The sequence below is a fragment of the Plantactinospora sp. B5E13 genome (assembly GCF_039871775.1).
In the GTDB taxonomy this organism is placed as follows: Bacteria; Actinomycetota; Actinomycetes; order Mycobacteriales; family Micromonosporaceae; genus Plantactinospora.
This window is the reverse complement of record NZ_JBDPLT010000064.1, coordinates 25,111-42,755: the sequence shown is the minus strand read 5'-3', so window position 1 is coordinate 42,755 and position 17,645 is coordinate 25,111. Positions and strand designations below refer to the sequence as shown.

Sequence of the window (17,645 nt, the reverse complement as noted above, 5' to 3'; positions counted from 1 at the left end):
CAGGCGAGGCTCCCGGTCGGGGCATCGGATCTTGGTCGACTGCTGTCTTACCTGGAGCCTCGCCCTCATCGATCTCCGGGCCCGCCGCACCCACCCTGAGCTGCAAGATCAGCTTGGAAAAGACTCAGTGATCTGGAGGGGTAACTGGCCGCTCGACGACGATCCCACTGACGTGGGAGCGGCTGCTTTCCTGGCGGAGCTTGCCGACCACATGCGGGCGGCGGTCGCCGAGGTGGAGGCCGCCCGACGACGGTGAGGCCGCCGGGCGACACGTTACGTCGTACCCCTCAAGGAGGTGCCTGACGACGGCCCTGACCAGACGACCAGGCCGTCAGCCGCCCACCCGCTCGACGAGCGGGCGCCGGATCAGGAACTTGCCCGGCTCCCGTACCTGCTCGAACGCCGCGTTGTTGAGCAGGACGCAGCTTCCGGACGGGCTCGTCACCGTGACCGTGACGGTCTTGTTGTTGTCCAGGTTCGTGACCCTCAGTCGGGTGCCGATCGGGAACGTGCCGCTGGACGCGGCAGGCCCGGCTTCCTCGTTGAACAGGGTGACCGTCGAGCCCTTGCAGACGACTGCGCCGGCCCCGTCCGAGCCGCTGTCGTCGTTCGAATCGCCGCCGTTCGCGCCCTCGTCGGCCGACTCGGAGGGCGGGTCGGACGGTGCCTTCGGCGGCTGCGCGCCCGGACCGGACGCCGGCGCGGCGGGCGCGTCCGCCCGTACGTCGGCGGTGCAGCCGGCGACGGCCCGGCGCTGCTGGATGAGGTCGACCACGGCCCGTCGGTTGGCGATCCGCTCCTCGGAGAGCACGTCCGGGTTGGCCTGCTGGTCGGCGATGAAGTTCAGGTTGTTCCGGAGCGCGGTGTCCAGGCCGTTGCAGTTCTCACCCGCGTTGCCGAGCCCGGTCCCGACCACCAACGCGCCGCCGAGCAGGGCTGTCGCGGCCACGCCGAGGAAGATCTTCCGAGTCCGGCTGGTCGTCCTGCCTCGCCTGTACATAAACACTGCTCCCTCGGGTCGTCTGCTGCCTGTTGCGGCCGCCGATGGATACGTGGGTGAACTCCGGGCAGATTTGTGTAAATCCCTAAATGTTCCTTAACTGCCGTCTGTCCTCGAACCCTCTCCACCCAGCTTCCGGATGTGCCGACCTGCGACGGGGCCGCCGTCGCCGAGCGATCTACCACCAGAGCCACTGCGCGCACTGCCGGTGTTGTCGGGTTGTCGGGATCGACTCGACTGCGCCGCTGCTAGGCGATACGACAAACCGGCTGCGCCGAGGAGGTCCCGGCACTCCACCGGTCCGTCCGGGGCCCGGCCGCATCGGCGAGGGTCTGCTCGACGTGACCGGGCCTGCTACGTTGCCGAACGTGGATGCTGCCAAACAGGCGCCGACGTGGACGATCGCAGGAGTCGTGCTGCTGCTGACAGCGGCGACTGGTGGGTGTTCGTTCCCGTCGATCGAACCGGTGGACCCCATCAGCACCTCCACGTCGAGGCCGCCGGTCGACCTCAAGTCCTTCGACCCGCCGACCCGCTTCGATGCCGCGGCCGTCACGCCGCTGGAGGTCTCCACGGACGCGGCCGAGGTGCTGCTACACGGCACCACGGCGGTCGTTCCGATCCACGGCAGCAAACCGACGGCGTCCTCCGGAGAGGAGATCCGCCTGGTCGACCTCCGTACCAACACGGTTCGGGAGGTGATCAAGCCGACCCACCCGCTGCCGAAGATCGGTACGGTGATCGCGTCGCCGGCACTGACGTCCGTCGGAGGCCGGCCAACCGTGCTCGCGCCGTTCGTCGGCGAGTCACCGGGACAGGGCACGACGCCGGGCCGTCCGCTGGTCGAGGTCGTGGCGATCGACCCGGAGAGCGGAAAGGCTGACTGGCGCGCCGAGATACCGATCGAGGGGTGGCCCGAGAACGGCAGCTCGAACGGCGTTGAGGTCTCGTTCGTGGGTGTGGCCGACGGGGTGGGGATCGTTCGCATCGCGGACTCGTCACTGTCGGCGCGCGGCGGCGACACGTACGCGCTGGATCTGGGCAGCCGCAAGGTGCTGTGGAGCATGCGTGGGTTCGCGGGGCGGGCCGTGGCGGCCGGAGTGGTCGCGGGGCAGCAACCCGGCGCCGGGCAGACGCCGAAGGTCCAGGTCCGCGGGATCGACGCGCGGACCGGCCGGCAGCGATGGGCGTCGCCGCGTGTCGCGTTCTCGGTCGACGTATTCGCGGCGGGTCCGTCCAAGGCGGTGGTCCGGGGACGCGCCGACCAGGACGGGAAGCGCTACGTCGAGGTTGTGGAAATCGCGACGGGACGGGTGGTGACCGTCACCGAGGACAAGCCCGATGCGCGAGCCCCCAGCCCGTTGGACTGTGTGTACGACGAGCAGGCCATCGCGGTCTGTTCCGGCGGCGACTGGGTGGGCGCGCTTGACGCGCAGACCGGCTCCTGGCTGTGGTCGATCACGACGGGCGGCGGGCGTCTCGTTCCCATCGTGACCGGAACCTGGCACGGCGTCGTCTACGGAAGGACCGACAACGGACCCGTCGTCCTCGATGGCAGGACCGGTACGGACCGGGAGACCCAGCCGGGAGTCGCGCCGTCGGTGGTGAACGACTCCGTGGCGATCGGCCCGTGGCCCGGCGGCGCCCTGGGGTCGAGCAGCTACCCGGTGATCGGGTGACAGGCGTTCGGTAGAGCGGGTCCGGCCCCGCTCACCGGCTGCCCACCGCAGGCCGGGGTGGCGCTGCGACGAGGTGGCCGGGTCAGCGCCGCAGCTGCTGGACGATCGTGGGATCGGTGATCTGGGTGTCCTTCGCCAGCATGAGTGCCTTGCTGAGGATGACGGCGAGCACCCGGTCGCCCTCGAACGGAAGGAAGATCTCCCCGGTCGAGGCGCCGGCCGACTGCTTCGGCACGATGCAGAGGTACTGGTCGTTCGGGCTCATCAGGATGTTGCTCGAACCTAGATGGATCTTGTAGGTGCGGAGCTCGCCTCGGACGACGAGGAACCGGCCCTCGACCGTGGCCCGGTCGGCGATGGCCAGCCGGGGGACGAGACGTTCGAGCATCTCCTTGCGGGTCTGCGCGGTACCGCTGAGTTCGCCGAAACTGTACGACGCCCAGTACTCGCGGAACCGTCCGCCGGGACCGCCGTCCTGCCAGGTCGGGTCGTTGCCGACGCTGGCGACGCCGACGAACAGGTCGACGTCCCGGAGGACCTCGCTGAGCACCAGCGGTGGGATCTCGGCCAGCGGCAGCGGGTCGGTCGGCCGGGCATCCTGGTGCACCCACTGCTCGTAGCCGCCGCCACCGGCGTGCGCGTAGTTGTCGGGTGCCGTGATCGGATAGAACCGGACCTGGTCGGTGGCGATCCGCAGATACGCTCCCGACTCGGTGGCGTCGGCCTCCCAGTCGTCGCCGACACCCTCGATCCAGAACTCCGCCCGCAGCCCCCACTGCGTCAGCACGCGGGTGGCCGGCTCGTACTCGTCGTCGACCATCAGCCGCAGCTTGTTGCGCCAGCCCCGGACCGCCGCCAGCGCGTGGAACTGGTGCTGACGCAGAATGTGCGCCGCGTACCGGTTGGAATAGGTCCCGGTGTTCTCCTCGGCGGCGGTCAGCAGATAGACCTCGCGGTGCGCCTGCTTGAACGGCTGCGTCACGCGTCTGGCTTCCAGCCACGCACGCCAGGCAAGCACCTCGTCCACCGGACGGTCGATCGGGTGCCACAGCCGTACGGTCCCGCCGGTGACGATCTCCTTGTCCTCGCTGGTACGCAGAACGCCGTCCCCGTACGCGCACGGCACGTCGTCGACCAGCCAGATCAACCGGCGGGCCAGCGTGCCGACCAGGGGGTGGTCGAGGTAGCGGGTGCGCCAGGCCTCGAACGGCCAGACCCGTCGGGCGAGGAACTGGCGGTCGAGACGTTCCGCCTGGGCCGACAGCATCTTCTCGATGTCCTTGACGGCGGCTCTGAACTCGGCGAGCTGCTCGGCGAATCCGGACCGCACCGAGGCGGGAACCGACTTGACGATCTTCCCGGCGCCGTTGCGCCAGGTAACCGTAACCGTGCCCGAGGTGACGTCCAGGGTTGCCGAGGCCTCGCCGAAGTGGTCGACACGCCGGCCGACCTCGGTCAGCCCGTACGCCGGGACGGCCAGTTCCTCGATCTCGTCCCGGGTCAGGTGCAGCGCCGCCGCGCGGGCGTCGAGGGCCGCGTTCAGCTCCTTCAGGGTGCCCTTGAAGGTGACCCGGGCGGCGAGCCGGGCGATCTGGGCGAGCGCCTCCTCGGCCGGGATGCGCGACAGCGCGTACACGCCGGCGTTCGCGACCTTCGGGTTGCGCGGGCCGAGCCCGGCGATCTTGCGCAGCGACGTCTCGACAAGCGCCCCGAGCACCCGCGGGGTCTCGGGGTGGTCGGGCAGGAACGAGGTGAGCCAGACGAGTCCCCGCAGCGTCGTCGCGTTGTACTGGTCGTACGCCTCGTTGACGTCGTGTTCCCACTGGGTGCGGTTGAGGGTGACGGTGCGCGGACGCCCGACCAGGGCGAGCCAGGTCCGCAGCCGGTCGCCGGGATCGGTCAGCTCGTCGAGTAGTTTCCGGCCGGTCGTCTCCCACTTCCGCGACGGCTTGGCGCTCGTCGCGGTCGCCGCGTGCCGGAACAGCTCGTGCCATCGGCCGGCCTCGGCAGGGTCGAGCGACGCGGCGTCGGCCAGGGCACGGTCGGCCCACGCCTCGCCGGGGTTGAGCACCGGTACGTCGAGCTTGTCCAGCAACGGGGCGAGCGCATCCGCCGAGCCCCAGTAGCCGTGCGCGACGGTGCGGCGCATCATGGCGACAACCTCCAACGGCACCGGCCGGCCGGCGCCGAGCAGGAGTTCGACCATCCGCCGCAGCTCGTCGCCACCGAAATAGGTGGTGTGCCGGGCGGCGAAGGCGAGCGCCACCGCGGCCGAGTCCGGTGTCCTGATCTTGCTGTACGGCTGGACCAGGATCTGCAGCAGATCGTTGGTGACCCGGCGCTGCTCGGCGTCGGTGACCCGGCACGAGCGTTCGAGGATCGCCATCAGCAGTTCGGGCTTGCGCTCGGGCGCGACGAGCCGGAGGGCCTCGGTCACGTCCCGGCTCTCGTGGCGCCACTGTCCGGTATAGACGGACGTGTACGCCAGCACCTCGTCGGCGAGGGCCTCGACGTCGCCGACACGGGCGAGCGCCGCCATCCGCTCGGCGCGCTCGCGCTCAGGAGAGAGCGTAGGCATCATCGACCAACCAGCGGCACGAGCGTACGGACAGTGACCGGCGTGACCTCCGGAAGGACGCGGCGACGGACTGTCCCGCACCGCGGCGGCCGCTGCCCGAAGCTTTCCGCTGCCACGCCGCCGCACCGGGCCCACAGGTCGTCTCATCGACAAAGCTCGCCATCACCATGACGCCGCAGTCTAGGGCGGCCCCCCGACAGCGCATCGGCACCGAAGAACGCAGGGCAGTGCAACCACCTGGATCGGTCGGCGCGCTCCTCGGCGAGGTACCGTACCAGGAGCCCGTCCAGCGCCGCGGTGGCGAGGCGGTCGGCCTCGGCCCCGGTCAACGACTGGTGCCGGGTCGACAGCCGAAAGACGAGCGGGCCGGACAGTACGTCGGTCGCGGTCTCCGCGTCCACGCCCGGCCGGGCCTCGCCCCGTTCGACCGCCCCGCAGCCACAGGAGGGCGATCGCCGGTTCCGCCCGATCAGGCCGCGCCGGCGAGGGTGTCGAACTCGGCGTCGGTGAGGTCGATACCGGCCGCACCGACGTTCTCCTCCAGGTGGGCGACGGTGGACGTACCGGGAATCGGCAGCATCACCGGCGACCGTCGCAGCAGCCAGGCGAGCGCGAGCTGGGCGGCGGTGGCGTGGTGGGCGGCGGCGATCCGCTCCAGCGGTCCCCCCTCGCGGGCGAGTGGCCCACTGCCCAGCGGACCCCACGGGATGAAGGCGATGCCGTGCTGTTCGCTGTGGTCCAGCAGCGTGTCGTCGTCGCGTTCGGTCACGTTGTACCGGTTCTGCACCGACACGATCGGGGTGATCGTCGCAGCGGCCTGCACCTCGGCGACCGACACCTGGCTCAGACCGACGTGCCGGATCTTGCCCTCGTCCTGGAGGGCGCGCAGCTCGCCGAGCTGGTCCTCCAGCGGCACCTTCGGGTCGATCCGGTGGAGTTGGAGCAGGTCGATCCGGTCCAGCCCGAGGTGCCGCAGGTTGAGCTCGACCTGCTGGCGCAGGTACTCCGGCCGGCCCACCGGGGTCCAGACCCCGGGCCCCTGCCGGGTGAACCCGACCTTGGTGGCGATGACCAGCTCGGACGGGTACGGGTGCAGCGCCTTGTGGATCAACAGGTCGGCGGTGAACGGCCCGTACGCGTCGGCGGTGTCGATGAAGTTGACGCCGAGTTCCACGGCCCGGCGCAGGACCCGTACCGCCTCGTCTGAATCACGTGGGTCGCCCCAGATCCCCTCGCCGGTGAGGCGCATGGCACCGAATCCGAGCCGGGTCACCGGCAGGTCCCCGCCGAGCTGGAATGTGCCGCTGGGGGTTGCGGATACGTCTGCCATATCGTCTCCTGCGCAGGTGAACCGAACGATCAGTTCACACTATCGCCGGGACCAGCCATCCGGCCCGCGTTGGCCGACAGGCTAACGCGACCTCGGGCTGGGCGAGGAGGTCAGGCATGACCGAGCGGGCACCTACCCGGGTGGCGTTGTACACGTCCGCCCGGCGCAGGAGTCGGCGGGTGGCCGAGTTTCGCTGGCAGCCGGGCCAGGCGGTGTCGCTGGATATCCACGACCCGGAGTGGGGAACACTGGCGCGGGACTTCTACGACAACGGCGTTCCGGTCGGCTCGGGACGGGTACCGCCGCAGGCCGGCCCGGATTTCATGCGTGCCCTGCTGCAGCGCTTCCGGATGAGCTACTACAGGTTCGTGGACGAGAGCGACTGAGCTCGCAGGACCCGTCGGCGCGACCGCGCTGCCCCCGCCGGCGGTTGCCCTGGCTGGTTGACGGCCGCGCCCGCTTCTGGCGCCCGACGCCGCCTGGCCAGGGGGACGTGCCGGCGTTCGCACCGCCTGGTGGGCGGCGGTACTCAGGCGGCTGAGCCGCCGTGCTGGTCGAGTTCGTCGTGGAGGCCGTGCGGAGAGAACGAGGAGGTGGTACCCGTGACCGTATCGACATGGGTGCTCCCCTCTGGGGTCACGGTCGGGCGGTAGGTCGTCCGGGAGCGCCGTTCACGAGCACTCCCGAAAGGCACGACCATGCGATTCACCACCGAACAGCGCCTCGACGACGGCGTCCTCGAGCGTGGATTCACCCTCGGCGAGATTCCCGGCATCCTGTGGACGCCCGGCCTCGCATCCACACCGGCTCCGCTGATCCTGCTCGGCCACCCCGGCGGACTGCACAGGATGTACCCCCGACTGGTGGCCCGGGCCCGGCACTCCGCGGCGGAGGGCTTCGCCGTGGCCACAATCGAACTTCCCGGCAGCGGCGAACGGCCCCGTTCCGCCGTCGCCGAGCAGGCCCGCGCCGACCTGCACCGGGCGCTGGAGGCCGGCGATCCGGTTGACGACAGTGGGACGACGAGGGAAACGACCGGCAGATGGCTCTGGACCTGTTCGACGCCTTCGGCTCCAAGGAGAAGACGTTGCACGCGAACATGGGCGGGCACACCGGGGTCCCGCTGTTCGAGGGGGACGCCGGGAACCGGTTCTTCGCCCGGCACCTGAGGTGAGCCCGGGCGGCCAGGCCGGCAACAGACGGTAGATGCGGTCGGCCAGGAGGTCGCTCGCTCGTCCAGGGCAGGTTCCGGCCATCCTCGGCAAGGAGGGCCAGCGGATACACAGCCGCCCCGACCGTACCGGCCGGTCGGGGCGCGCTCGGCCACCAGCGCCTCCACCAGTCGCGCCCACGCTGTGCGGGGCTCGGCACCCACCTTTCCCGATCGCCGTTCTCCGGCGGCTGTTCATCTCTTCTGACGTCCAGAGCGGGTCCTCACGTGTTGAGGACACGCCCAACATCCGGAGGAGTTGTCCCAGAAGGCGACGTTTGCTACGTGAGTATCAGCTGTCCGAGTTCCTGGGTGCATCGGGTGAGCGCGACGTAGAGGCGGTTCCAGCCGCGCGGTTCGGCGGCGATGCCCTGGGGGTCGATGAGAAGCGTCGCGTCCCATTCCAGTCCCTTGGCCTGGGTCGCGGTGAGCACCGACACATCGTCCAGTACGGCTTGGAGTTCGGCGATGCGGCCGGCGGGGGCGATGACGCCGACGGTGCCACCCTGCCACCGTTGCTGCAGCTGTCGCACGGTTCGGGCGACGGTGTCGGCAAGCTCGACGGGCGTGACCGTGAGCTCCCAGGGGGCGATGGTGGAGGAGCGTACCGCCCGTGGCGGCGTGTTGTGGCTGCCAGCCGTTTTCAGGACGGGTCCGGTGAGGTCCATGACCTCACGCGGGGTCCGGTAGCAGATGGTGAGTTCCGCGGCGGTCCAGCGGTCTCCGAAAGCGGCCTGCACCGCCTGTGCCCAACTGGCGTGCCGGTGTGCCGCCTCCGCCTGGTCGATGTCGCCGACGGCCGTGATGGAGCGACTGGGACAGCGCCGTAGGACCATGTGCCACTGCATCTCGGACAACTCTTGCGCTTCGTCGATGACGACGTGGCCGTACACCCAGCCGCGTTGCCGGCGAGCGTGGTCGGCGACGAACTCGCCCTGTGGTTGCGGGGCGTCGACCTCGCCCAGTAGGTCGGCGAGGGCGTCGAGCAGCGGTATGTCGCTCGATGCCCACAGCGCGGGTTCGGCCGAGACGGCGGTGATCTCCTGCGGGGACAGCCGCGGGGCGAACCGGCCCAGCAGGGCGCGGTCGGTCAGGAGGTCACGCAGTACGGTTTCGGCGTCGAGGGTGGGCCACCATGCCTCGACGAACCGGGCGATGGTGGCGTTCCCGGCGATACGGTGACGAAGGTCTTCCACCTCCTCCTCGGAGAGCAATCCGTCGACGTCGATGCCGATGGGTGCCCTGTCAGGGTGGTGGTCTTGCCGCATGCTCCGGTCGACGCGGGCGAGGATGTCCTCGAAGCCCTCCTCCATCTCGTTCATCAGCGCCTCACGCTGCTCGACGACGGCCTCGGCAAGGAGGTGGTGCAGCTGCTCGGCGAACGCCGCGCGGGCGCGGTGGTACGGGCGTCCCTGCACCGCCGAGGCGAGAGCCTGTGCCACTGATGCGGCCGTGATGACGTAGAACTCGCCCTCCCAGCGCAGCTTCAGCGCGCGGGGCCGGGGGAGCAGCGACGTGACATAGTTTTCGAGCGCGGGTTGCCAGAGTGCACGGCCCTTGATTTCGGCGAGAACCCGGCTCTCGTCGCGGCCCACGCGGATCCCGGGCAGCAGGGTGTCGCAGGTCGCCGAGACGACGGCGGTCTCGCCGAGGGCGGGCAGCACCTGGGCGATGTACCGGAGGAACCGCGGCGAGGGGCCGAGGACCAGGACCGCCTGCTCGGCCATCTTCGGGTGGGCGAACAGCAGGTAGGCGACGCGGTGCAGGGCAACCACCGTCTTGCCGGTGCCGGGGCCGCCCTGAACGATCAGCGGGCCGGTCGCCTCGGCCCGGATGATGTCGTCCTGCTCGCGCTGCAGCGTGGAGATCGCCGTCGACATGTGGCCGGTGCGCCGCTGGTCGAGGGCGGCCAGCAAAGCGCCTTCACCGACCAGGTCCGTCGTCATGGTCCCGTCCAGTGGTTCGTCGTCCACGCCGACGACAGCCGATCCTGTCGTGCGTATGTGACGCCGCCGTGCCTGGCCTTGTGGGTCGACAGCCGTCGCGGTGTAGAACGGCCGGGCTGCGGGAGCGCGCCAGTCCACCAGCAGTGGCTCACTGTCCTCGCCCTCGTTGCGGAGACCGACACGGCCTATGTGTCGCACGGTGCCATCAAGGCCGTCGAGGCGGCCGAAGACCAGCCCCTCCCGTGCGCGCCGTAGCTCTTCGTACTGCTGGCGGAGCATGCGCTGCCGGGCCCGTTCCAACGCGTTCAGGGCGTCTGACGAAAGCTCGGCCTGAAGGTGGTCGGCAAGCCGGTCGCGCCGAGCCGTGGCCAGGTCGAGAAAGCCCTGTTCCTCGGCGACCGCGGATCGGTGTGCGACGTCCTCCGTGGTACGGGTTGGCGGTTCGCCGTTTCGTGTTACTTGGTCGATGCCGGCAGTGCCGTTGTTCAGAGCAGAATCCCGGCGCATCCGCAATTCCTTGTATTGGTGCTTTCCCCCGGCCCGGATGAGCCGCAGGTATTCGGTGGCAAGCATAGAGTTGGTTTCTCCCCGTCGGCCAGGAACTTCGCCTGCCGAGATGGGAGTCTCAATGCCTTGCAGATTTGGGTCGCTTGTGGCCTCACTAAACCTGGATTCGCCTATTGACGGTCGGCCCTCATCTGATCTGAATGCTGACGGTGGCACTGCTCGGCGGCGGACTCGATCACCGTCCTGGAGTGGCTGTCCCAGGCGTGCGCTGCCGCGAGACCCGTCACCCTGCTGCGCCGGCCGCCCCGGGGCGTACTGCCGGCTTCCTGGCCGCCCGCCGACGGGACCTGACCGGCGACTGGTCGTCGGCCGGGTCGGAGGACCGGGCCGAGGTGCTGGCCGCGTTGAAGCCCTTGGTGTCGGCGAGGTCCACCCACGCACCATGCGGCCCCGCGTCCAGACCTTGCTTGATAGAGGAACACGGGCAGCATGTCCGGCTGATCGTGCTCGCGGGCCGCTGCCACACCGGCCAGTTGATAGACGACGTGCGTAGCGACGCCCAGTTGTGACGTGACGATGAGGGACGGCCGGGCAAGACGTCGCTGTCGGCTCGGCCGGCTTCAGCTCATGGCGCGAGAAGTTGTCGGCTCCGCCTGAAAAGCTGGATCTGGCACACATTCTCGTCCCAGGTGCCGCAGCACGAAGGTGACATGGCCGCACAGCTGTCGCTGAGCACCGACAACCTGGCGGGCGTGCTTGCCGCGGTCGGTATTCCCCAGGCGAACCTCGTCCGGCTCAACGTCTACACCACCGACGTCGACGGGCTGCTCCCGCACTACGGCCTGCTCGTGTCGGTCGACCCCGGCACGAGCAGCAGGGAGAGGGGCGCACATGCGGACATCGCAAACCCGACCTCGAACAAGTTCTACACCAGGATCAGGGCGAGGGTGCCCACCGTGGCCATGAGTAGGCACGTACCGGGGTGCATGCCGATCGACACCCGAAGGTCCTGCTTGCGCCAGACGAGCCAGACCGCCGGGAACAAGAAGATGATCTTCGACAGTACGCTCCACGGCGACCAGAAGTGGTACACGGAGAACAGGACAGTGTTGAGCACGGGCGCCCCCCAGCGCAGGTGGGCAATTCGGGGCAGCAGAAACCCGCGGAAGTAGTACTCCTCGATCAGCGGCAGGGTGAACCCGGTCAGCGGAAGGCAGATCAGCATCGTGGTGACCAGCATCGGCCGGGGGTACCCGTCGATGTAGGTGGTGGCGCTGCCGCCCGCGCCCTCGAAGGGGATCCAGGTGAAGAAGTTGTCGAAGATGAGACTGTCCAGCGGGGTGAGCGACAGGGACACCACCGTCATCCAAACGATCAGCCCGGCGATGAGGGCAATGATCTTCCCGCGGGAGATCGGCCTGTCCAGGTAGGCCAGGACTCCGCGCAGTGATAGGCGGCCGGTGCGCTTTCGGCCCAGCCACAACAGGCCGAACTGTATCGGCACGAGCACGACGACCAAGGCGATCGCCCATGCCAGGAAGATCGGGTAGCCGATCGCCTTGACGAACGGTTCGGCCAGGAGCGCGTAAGCGCCGACGATCAGTGCTCCGGGCGCGAGGTGCAACGCGACGGACAGCGGAAGCGAGTGACGGTCGGCGACCAGGAGTTCGACGAAGCGGTTCGGTCGGACACGTTCCGGCGCGGCGGTGAGGGTCGACATGCTCTGCATGGCCAGAGAATTGCCGCGCCTCCTGTCACCGCCCTGTCCTGCCGCTGACACGGCGACGCGACGATCCTGCCAGGTCACCCGGCGCAGGTGAAGGGCCACGGACGGTCCGTGGCAGGATCTGCCAGGTGCAGATCAGGATGTTGGGACCGTTCGAGGTACGCGTGAACGGTGACGTCCCGGTCAATGTGACGGGTGCGCGGTTGCGTGGATTGTTGGTCGCGCTCGCGCTCAGCCCGGGTCGCGTGGTTTCCAAGGCGGCGCTCGTCGACTGGGTCTGGGGTGAGCAGCCACCCTCTGACGCGGCGAACGCCCTGCAACGTCTGGTTTCCCGGCTGCGGAAGGTGCTGCCGGAGGGGTTGATCGAGGGGCAGCCGGACGGCTACCGGTTGACCGTTGAGCCGGACGCCGTCGACGCCGTACGGTTCGAACGCCTCCTCAACCGGGCCCACGACGGCGAGGATCCGCAGTCGGTTGGACGGCTGCGTGAGGCGCTCGCCCTGTGGCGCGGTGCGGCCATGCAGGACGTCGGGTTGACCGACAGCGCGGCGTTCGATGCGGCGGTCACCCGGCTCGACCGGCTACGCCTGGCCGCCTTGGAGGACCGGTTCGACCTGGAGGTCAGCCTCGGCCACGGCGCGGAGGTGGTTACCGAGCTGACCGACCTGGTGGCCGCGAACCCGGTGCGGGAACGCCTGGTCGCCGCGCTGATGCGTGCCCTCGCCGGGACGGGTCGTGACACCGAGGCGCTGCTGGTCTACGAGCGCGCGAGAGAGGCATTGGCGGACGCCTTGGGCGTCGATCCCGCACCGGAGCTCTCGACACTGCACGTCGCCGTGCTCCGGGGTGAGGTGGTTCGGCGCGAGGAACGGAAGACCAATCTGCGGGCCGAGCTGACCAGCTTCATCGGCCAGGACGAAGCTGTCGCGGCGGTCGGCGCACTCGCCGGCGAACACCGGCTCACCACCCTGATCGGGCCGGGCGGATCGGGGAAGACCAGGCTAGCCACGGAAACCGCGCGCCGGCTGCTGGACGACCTACCGGACGGCGCCTGGCTGGTGGACCTCGCCGCCGTCGGCGCCGACGGTGACGTGGCCCAGGCGACCCTCGCGGCGCTCGGCCTCCGGGACGCCTTGCTCGGCGAGGCACCGAACACGGAACTGACCGACCGGCTCGTCACGGCGATCCGGAGCCGGGCGATGTTGCTGATCCTGGACAACTGCGAGCACATGATCGAGTCGGCGGCGACGTTCGCCCACCGGCTGCTCGGGGAGTGCCGGCGGTTGCGGATCCTGGCGACAAGCAGGGAACCGCTCGGCATCATCGGCGAGGCGCTGTGGCCGGTCGCGCCGCTGGCCCTGCCGGCCCGGGAGGCCAGCCCCACCGAAATCGAGTCCTCTCCCGCCGTGCGGTTGCTGCGCGAGCGGGCGAACGCGGTGCGCAGAGATCTCGCGGTCGACGCCCACACGTCGTCGACGTTGGCGCGCGTCTGCCGTGCGCTGGACGGGATGCCGCTGGCGATCGAACTGGCCGCGGCCAGGTTGCGCACCATGTCCGTCGACCAGCTCGCCAGCCGGCTCGACGACCGGTTCCGGCTGCTGACCGGCGGCAGCCGTACCGCGTTGCCCCGGCACCGAACGCTGCGCGCGATGGTCGACTGGAGCTGGGAACTGCTGACCGACGCCGAACGGACGGTCCTGCGCAGGCTGTCGGTGTTCGCCGGCGGGGCGAGCCTGGAAGCCGCGGAACGGGTCTGCGCGGACGACACGATCCAGCAGGAGGAGGTGCTCGAAATACTCACGGCATTGACCGAGAGGTCACTGCTGATCGCGGACGGTGACAGCGCGTTGCGCTACCGCCTGCTCGCCACGATCAAGGAGTACGCCGGGCACCGGCTTGCCGAGGCGGGGGAATCGGACCTGGCGCGTCACGCGCATCTGGCCTACTTCACCGACCTCGCCGAGACTGCCGAGCCGCAGCTTCGCCGAGCCGACCAGTTGGCTTGGCTCGCCAGGCTCGACGCCGAGCACGACAACATCGCCGCCGCGATGCGCGGTGCGCTCGCGGCGGGTGAGGCGCATGCGGCGATGCGGCTGGCCGCCGGCGCCGGCTGGTACTGGTGGCTCGGCGGTTACCGGACCGAGGGCATGGAGCTGATGACGGCGGCCATCGAAACGCCCGGCGAGGTGCCCGACGGCATCCGGGCCACGGTGTACGCGCTCGTGGTGCTGTTCGTAAACTCCGGGCTGGGCGACGAACACCACGCCGCCGAGTGGATCCACAAGGCATACCGGTTCAGCCGGCACGGTCGACGCGGCCACCCGTGCCTGTCGCTCGTCGTTCCGCTGGAACGAATGTTGCGGGCGCCGGACGCGATCCTGGCGGCATGGGAACCGCTGCTGGACGACGAGGACCCCTGGGTACGCGCGTTGGCCCGGCTTCAGTTGGGCAAGATGCGGATCATGCTCGGCCAGGACGGGCCGGATGTGGTCGGGTATCTCGAGCAGGCACTCGCCGAGTTTCGGGCCCTCGGTGAACGGTTCGGCATCTCGTTCGCCCTGACCGAGCTGGCGGAGCTACTCGCCGTGCGCGGCGATATCGCCACCGCGTGCGCGTACTACGAACAGGCAATCGCGGTCGTCACCGAGGTCGGCACCGCCGAGGAGATCATCCGGGTCCGATCCCGACAGGCTCGGCTCTACTGGTTGCTGGGCGACGAGGCTTCCAGCGCGGCGGCAATAGCCGAGTCACAACGGCTCGCCCAACGGGTCACGTGGCCGGGCGCGCTCGCCGAACTGGCGCTGTCGAAAGCGGAGCTGGCGCGCTGGGGCGGCCACGCCGAGGAGGCGTACGAGCAGCTCGGAGTCATGACGGCGCTGCTTGGCGACGAGGCGCAGCAGGCGGGTGTCCGGGCAGGAACCCACGACCTGCTGGGCTACCTGGCCACCGACGTCGGCGAGGCCCGTACGCATCGCGCGGCGGCGTGTGAGGCGGCGCTCGAGGTTGGCTACGCATCGACGATCGCACAGGTGCTCGTCGGGGTCGCGGATCTGGCGCTGCGTCGCGACCAACCCGAGCAGGCCGCGCGGCTGCTCGGGGCAAGTGCCGCCGTGCGTGGTCAGCCGGATCGTTCCCACCCCGACGCGGCCCGGATCGAGCGGACGGTGCGAAGCCTCCTCGGCGAAGCGACGTTCGCCGAGGAGGCTCGAAAGGGCTCTGAGACGGATTGGAGCCAATTGGCCGCGGTCACGCTCGCTTCGTGAACGTGGACCGCGCCCACAGGTATCCGACGAGGGCGATGCCGACACACCAGGCGATGGCGGTGATCGCCGTGCCGGTGGACGGTGCGCCGTTGAGGAGGCCGCGCAGGGTTTCGATGATCGGGGTGAAGGGCTGGTACTCCGCGAACTGCCGGAGTCCGACTCCCATCTTCTCCGCGGGGACGATCGCGCTGCTGAAGAACGGCAGCATGATCAGCGGTACGGCGGCCAGGCCCGCCGTTTCCGGAGATTTCGCCGACAGCCCGAGGGCGACGGTGAGCCAGCTCGCCGCGAAGCTGAGCAGCAGAATGACGCCGATCGCGCCGAGCCAGTCGAGGAGACCCGCCGACGGGTTGAAGCCGAGCAGGAAGGCCACCCCGAGGAGGGCCGCGATGGCGACCATGTTGGTCAGCACAGTGGCGACGACATGGCCGGTCAGCACGGCATCACGAGAGACGTGCATGACCTTGAACCGGTTGATGATGCCCTTCGTCATGTCGGAGTTCACTGCGGTCGCGGTCGTCCCCAGCCCATAGCAGACGGCCAGCAGCATGAGCCCCGGTGTCGCGTAGTCGATGTAGTCGACACCGACGCTGAACGCGTCTCCGAACATGTAGACGAACATCAGCATGAGCACGATCGGCATCAGGACCGCGTTGAACACCGACGTCGGATTCCGGGCGATGTGCAGGAAGTTGCGACGCAACATGACGATCGAGTGGGATTTGCTGCTCACTGCGCGGCCACCTCCGTGGTACGGCCCGTCAGGGCAAGGAAGACGTCATCGAGGTCGGGGGTCTGTACGGAGAGCTCTTCGGCGCTGATCGCGTACTCGTCGAGCCGGTCCAGCAGAGCCCGCAGCGACTTCGTCCCGCCGTCGCCGGGAACCCGCAAGGCCAGTGCCTCGTCGTCCCGCGTGGAGTCGCTGAGGACGCGCGCGGCAGCGTCGAGTTCGGCGACGGTGGCGAACCGGAGCCGGACGTGCGTCCCGGGGATCTGGCGCTTGAGGTCGTCGGGGGTGCCCTGGGCGACCAGCCGGCCCTGATCGAGTACCGCGATCCGGTCGGCGAGCTGATCGGCTTCCTCGAGGTACTGGGTGGTGAGGAAGATGGTCACACCATCCGCCACCAGGTCACGGATGATCGACCACATCGTGCGGCGGCTGCGCGGGTCCAGCCCCGTCGTCGGCTCGTCGAGGAAGATGATCCGCGGGTCGCCGACGAGCGTCATCGCCAGATCCAGCTTCCGGCGCATGCCTCCCGAGTAGGTCGACGCCGGCTTGTCCGCCGACTCGGTCAGTTCGAACCGCCCCAGCAGTTGACCGATGACCTGTTTGCCGTCCTTCGTGCGCAGACCGCTGAGGTCCACCATCAGCTGCAGGTTCTCCCGCCCGGTCAGCAACTCGTCCACCGCCGCGAACTGACCGGTGACCCCGATCGCCGACCGCACCGCCTTCGCCTCGGTCGCGACGTCGTGCCCGGCGACGCGCACCGAGCCACCGTCGGCCCGCACCAACGTGGTCAACACGTTCACCGTCGTCGTCTTGCCCGCCCCGTTCGGACCCAGCAGGGAGAAGATGGTGCCCGCGCGGACGTCCAGGTCGATGCCGTCGAGCACGACCTTGTCCTTGTACGCCTTCCGCAGCCCGGAGGCCGCGATCGCTGAACTTGTCATGCGACCACCATGGGCAGCTGGCCTGTCACCCCCCTGACACTGCCCTGACACGGCCACCGACACGGCGTTCCACCGGCACGCGGCCAACCACCGGTGACGTACCCGAATTCGTATGCTGCTGGTCCTGGGCTGGGCGAACAGGGGTACGGGCGACGTGGGTGACCGCGGGTCAGTTCCTGCGGCCCAGGGAATCCCAGGTCGCGAGGCTGCGCCCCCTCGCGCCCTCGTGGCTCAGGGGATAGGGCACCGGTCCCGGTCCCAGCCCTGGTCTGGGCAGGGCAGGGCAGCGTACCCGGACCCGGTGGGTGCGCGGATCGGGCGTGGGTCAGGACGGATCGGCCAGGCCGGCCTGGTAACCGGCGACCGCGTCGTCAGGGTGGAGTACCGGTCCGATCGCCATGAGGATCGGTTCGGTGGCACTTCGCCAATAGTCGGGCGAAGCTCGGCAACTGGGTTTCGGCGAACCGGCAACTGGACGTGACGAACGTCGTCAACCCGATCGACCAGCAGTCGGTGGCGCTACTTCAGGACCCGGGGGCGGTGTTCCGGTTCGACGCGTCCGACCTCATGCCGTCGGAGGTTGGCGCGGGAACGTTCTGGAGCGGCATGACGGCGTGGATCAACGGACAGGACACCGGAACGACCCTGGCCGACATCGAGGCATCATGGCCGACCAGTTGATGGACCGTCAACCCGCCCGGCGGCTTGGCGGCGGATCGAGGCTGGTCTCCGTTG

11 protein-coding genes and 3 pseudogenes are annotated in these 17,645 nt (G+C 69.5%); 6 read left to right on the top strand and 8 right to left on the bottom strand.

The genetic code is table 11. From position 1 onward, the window contains the following. Window positions 1-256, top strand: a pseudogene (locus ABGB05_RS33890) (hypothetical protein); the annotation flags it as partial. Between the two features lie 75 nt (window positions 257-331). Here the strand turns inward: ABGB05_RS33890 and ABGB05_RS33885 are convergent. After that, complete coding sequence (locus ABGB05_RS33885) at window positions 332-949, bottom strand: hypothetical protein (protein ID WP_347658049.1); 618 nt, start codon at window positions 947-949, stop codon at window positions 332-334. Between the two features lie 788 nt (window positions 950-1,737). On the opposite strand from ABGB05_RS33885, the gene ABGB05_RS33880 reads away from it, so the two are divergent. Beyond that, window positions 1,738-2,679 (top strand): hypothetical protein, encoded by a 942-nt coding sequence (locus tag ABGB05_RS33880; RefSeq protein ID WP_347658048.1) that lies wholly within the window; start codon window positions 1,738-1,740, stop codon window positions 2,677-2,679. Window positions 2,680-2,761: 82 nt separating this feature from the next. Here ABGB05_RS33880 and ABGB05_RS33875 read toward each other — a convergent pair whose 3' ends face one another. Together ABGB05_RS33875 and ABGB05_RS33870 are read right to left on the bottom strand one after the other, a co-directional pair. After that, the gene (locus tag ABGB05_RS33875; protein WP_347658047.1) at window positions 2,762-5,260 is read right to left on the bottom strand and encodes a DUF4132 domain-containing protein; all 2,499 of its coding nucleotides are present in this window, start codon (window positions 5,258-5,260) and stop codon (window positions 2,762-2,764) included. Between the two features lie 466 nt (window positions 5,261-5,726). Next, window positions 5,727-6,587, bottom strand: a complete 861-nt coding sequence (locus ABGB05_RS33870) for an aldo/keto reductase (RefSeq protein WP_347658046.1) — start codon at window positions 6,585-6,587, stop codon at window positions 5,727-5,729. Between the two features lie 116 nt (window positions 6,588-6,703). On the opposite strand from ABGB05_RS33870, the gene ABGB05_RS33865 reads away from it, so the two are divergent. After that, complete coding sequence (locus tag ABGB05_RS33865; RefSeq protein WP_347658045.1) at window positions 6,704-6,973, top strand: hypothetical protein; 270 nt, start codon at window positions 6,704-6,706, stop codon at window positions 6,971-6,973. A 312-nt stretch (window positions 6,974-7,285) separates the two neighbouring features. Further along, a pseudogene (locus tag ABGB05_RS33860) lies at window positions 7,286-7,761 on the top strand (hypothetical protein). 317 nt (window positions 7,762-8,078) lie between these two features. Here the strand turns inward: ABGB05_RS33860 and ABGB05_RS33855 are convergent. The 3 genes from ABGB05_RS33855 to ABGB05_RS33845 form a co-directional block, all read right to left on the bottom strand. After that, window positions 8,079-10,316, bottom strand: coding sequence for a UvrD-helicase domain-containing protein (locus ABGB05_RS33855; RefSeq protein ID WP_347658044.1), 2,238 nt, complete (start codon window positions 10,314-10,316; stop codon window positions 8,079-8,081). 217 nt (window positions 10,317-10,533) lie between these two features. Next, a complete protein-coding gene (locus ABGB05_RS33850; RefSeq protein ID WP_347658043.1) occupies window positions 10,534-10,683 on the bottom strand; it encodes a hypothetical protein in 150 nt (49 codons plus the stop codon). Between the two features lie 492 nt (window positions 10,684-11,175). Next, window positions 11,176-12,078: a CPBP family intramembrane glutamic endopeptidase gene (locus tag ABGB05_RS33845; RefSeq protein ID WP_347658042.1), complete on the bottom strand. Its 903-nt coding sequence runs from the start codon at window positions 12,076-12,078 to the stop codon at window positions 11,176-11,178. Between the two features lie 26 nt (window positions 12,079-12,104). Here ABGB05_RS33845 and ABGB05_RS33840 point away from each other — a divergent pair, with 26 nt between their 5' ends. Further along, the gene (locus ABGB05_RS33840; protein ID WP_347658041.1) at window positions 12,105-15,239 is read left to right on the top strand and encodes a BTAD domain-containing putative transcriptional regulator; all 3,135 of its coding nucleotides are present in this window, start codon (window positions 12,105-12,107) and stop codon (window positions 15,237-15,239) included. On the opposite strand, the gene ABGB05_RS33835 is transcribed toward ABGB05_RS33840, so the two are convergent. Together ABGB05_RS33835 and ABGB05_RS33830 are read right to left on the bottom strand one after the other, a co-directional pair. Beyond that, entirely contained in the window at window positions 15,223-15,945 is a 723-nt protein-coding gene (locus ABGB05_RS33835; RefSeq protein ID WP_347658051.1) for an ABC transporter permease, read from the bottom strand. The two genes, ABGB05_RS33840 and ABGB05_RS33835, sit on opposite strands and share 17 nt — an antisense overlap. 23 nt (window positions 15,946-15,968) lie before the next feature. Then, entirely contained in the window at window positions 15,969-16,910 is a 942-nt protein-coding gene (locus ABGB05_RS33830) for an ATP-binding cassette domain-containing protein (RefSeq protein WP_347658040.1), read from the bottom strand. Window positions 16,911-17,330: 420 nt separating this feature from the next. On the opposite strand from ABGB05_RS33830, the pseudogene ABGB05_RS33825 reads away from it, so the two are divergent. Further along, window positions 17,331-17,591, top strand: a pseudogene (locus tag ABGB05_RS33825) (carbohydrate ABC transporter substrate-binding protein); the annotation flags it as partial. Window positions 17,592-17,645 lie beyond the last annotated feature (54 nt).

What these genes read in the sequence shown, in the direction of transcription:
- ABGB05_RS33875 (WP_347658047.1), bottom strand. Translation starts at nt 5,260, where the DNA reads ATGATGCCTACGCTCTCTCCTGAGCGCGAGCGCGCCGAGCGGATGGCG.
- ABGB05_RS33870 (WP_347658046.1), bottom strand. Translation starts at nt 6,587, where the DNA reads ATGGCAGACGTATCCGCAACCCCCAGCGGCACATTCCAGCTCGGCGGG.
- ABGB05_RS33865 (WP_347658045.1), top strand. Translation starts at nt 6,704, where the DNA reads ATGACCGAGCGGGCACCTACCCGGGTGGCGTTGTACACGTCCGCCCGG.
- ABGB05_RS33855 (WP_347658044.1), bottom strand. Translation starts at nt 10,316, where the DNA reads ATGCTTGCCACCGAATACCTGCGGCTCATCCGGGCCGGGGGAAAGCAC.
- ABGB05_RS33835 (WP_347658051.1), bottom strand. Translation starts at nt 15,945, where the DNA reads ATGTTGCGTCGCAACTTCCTGCACATCGCCCGGAATCCGACGTCGGTG.
- ABGB05_RS33830 (WP_347658040.1), bottom strand. Translation starts at nt 16,910, where the DNA reads ATGACAAGTTCAGCGATCGCGGCCTCCGGGCTGCGGAAGGCGTACAAG.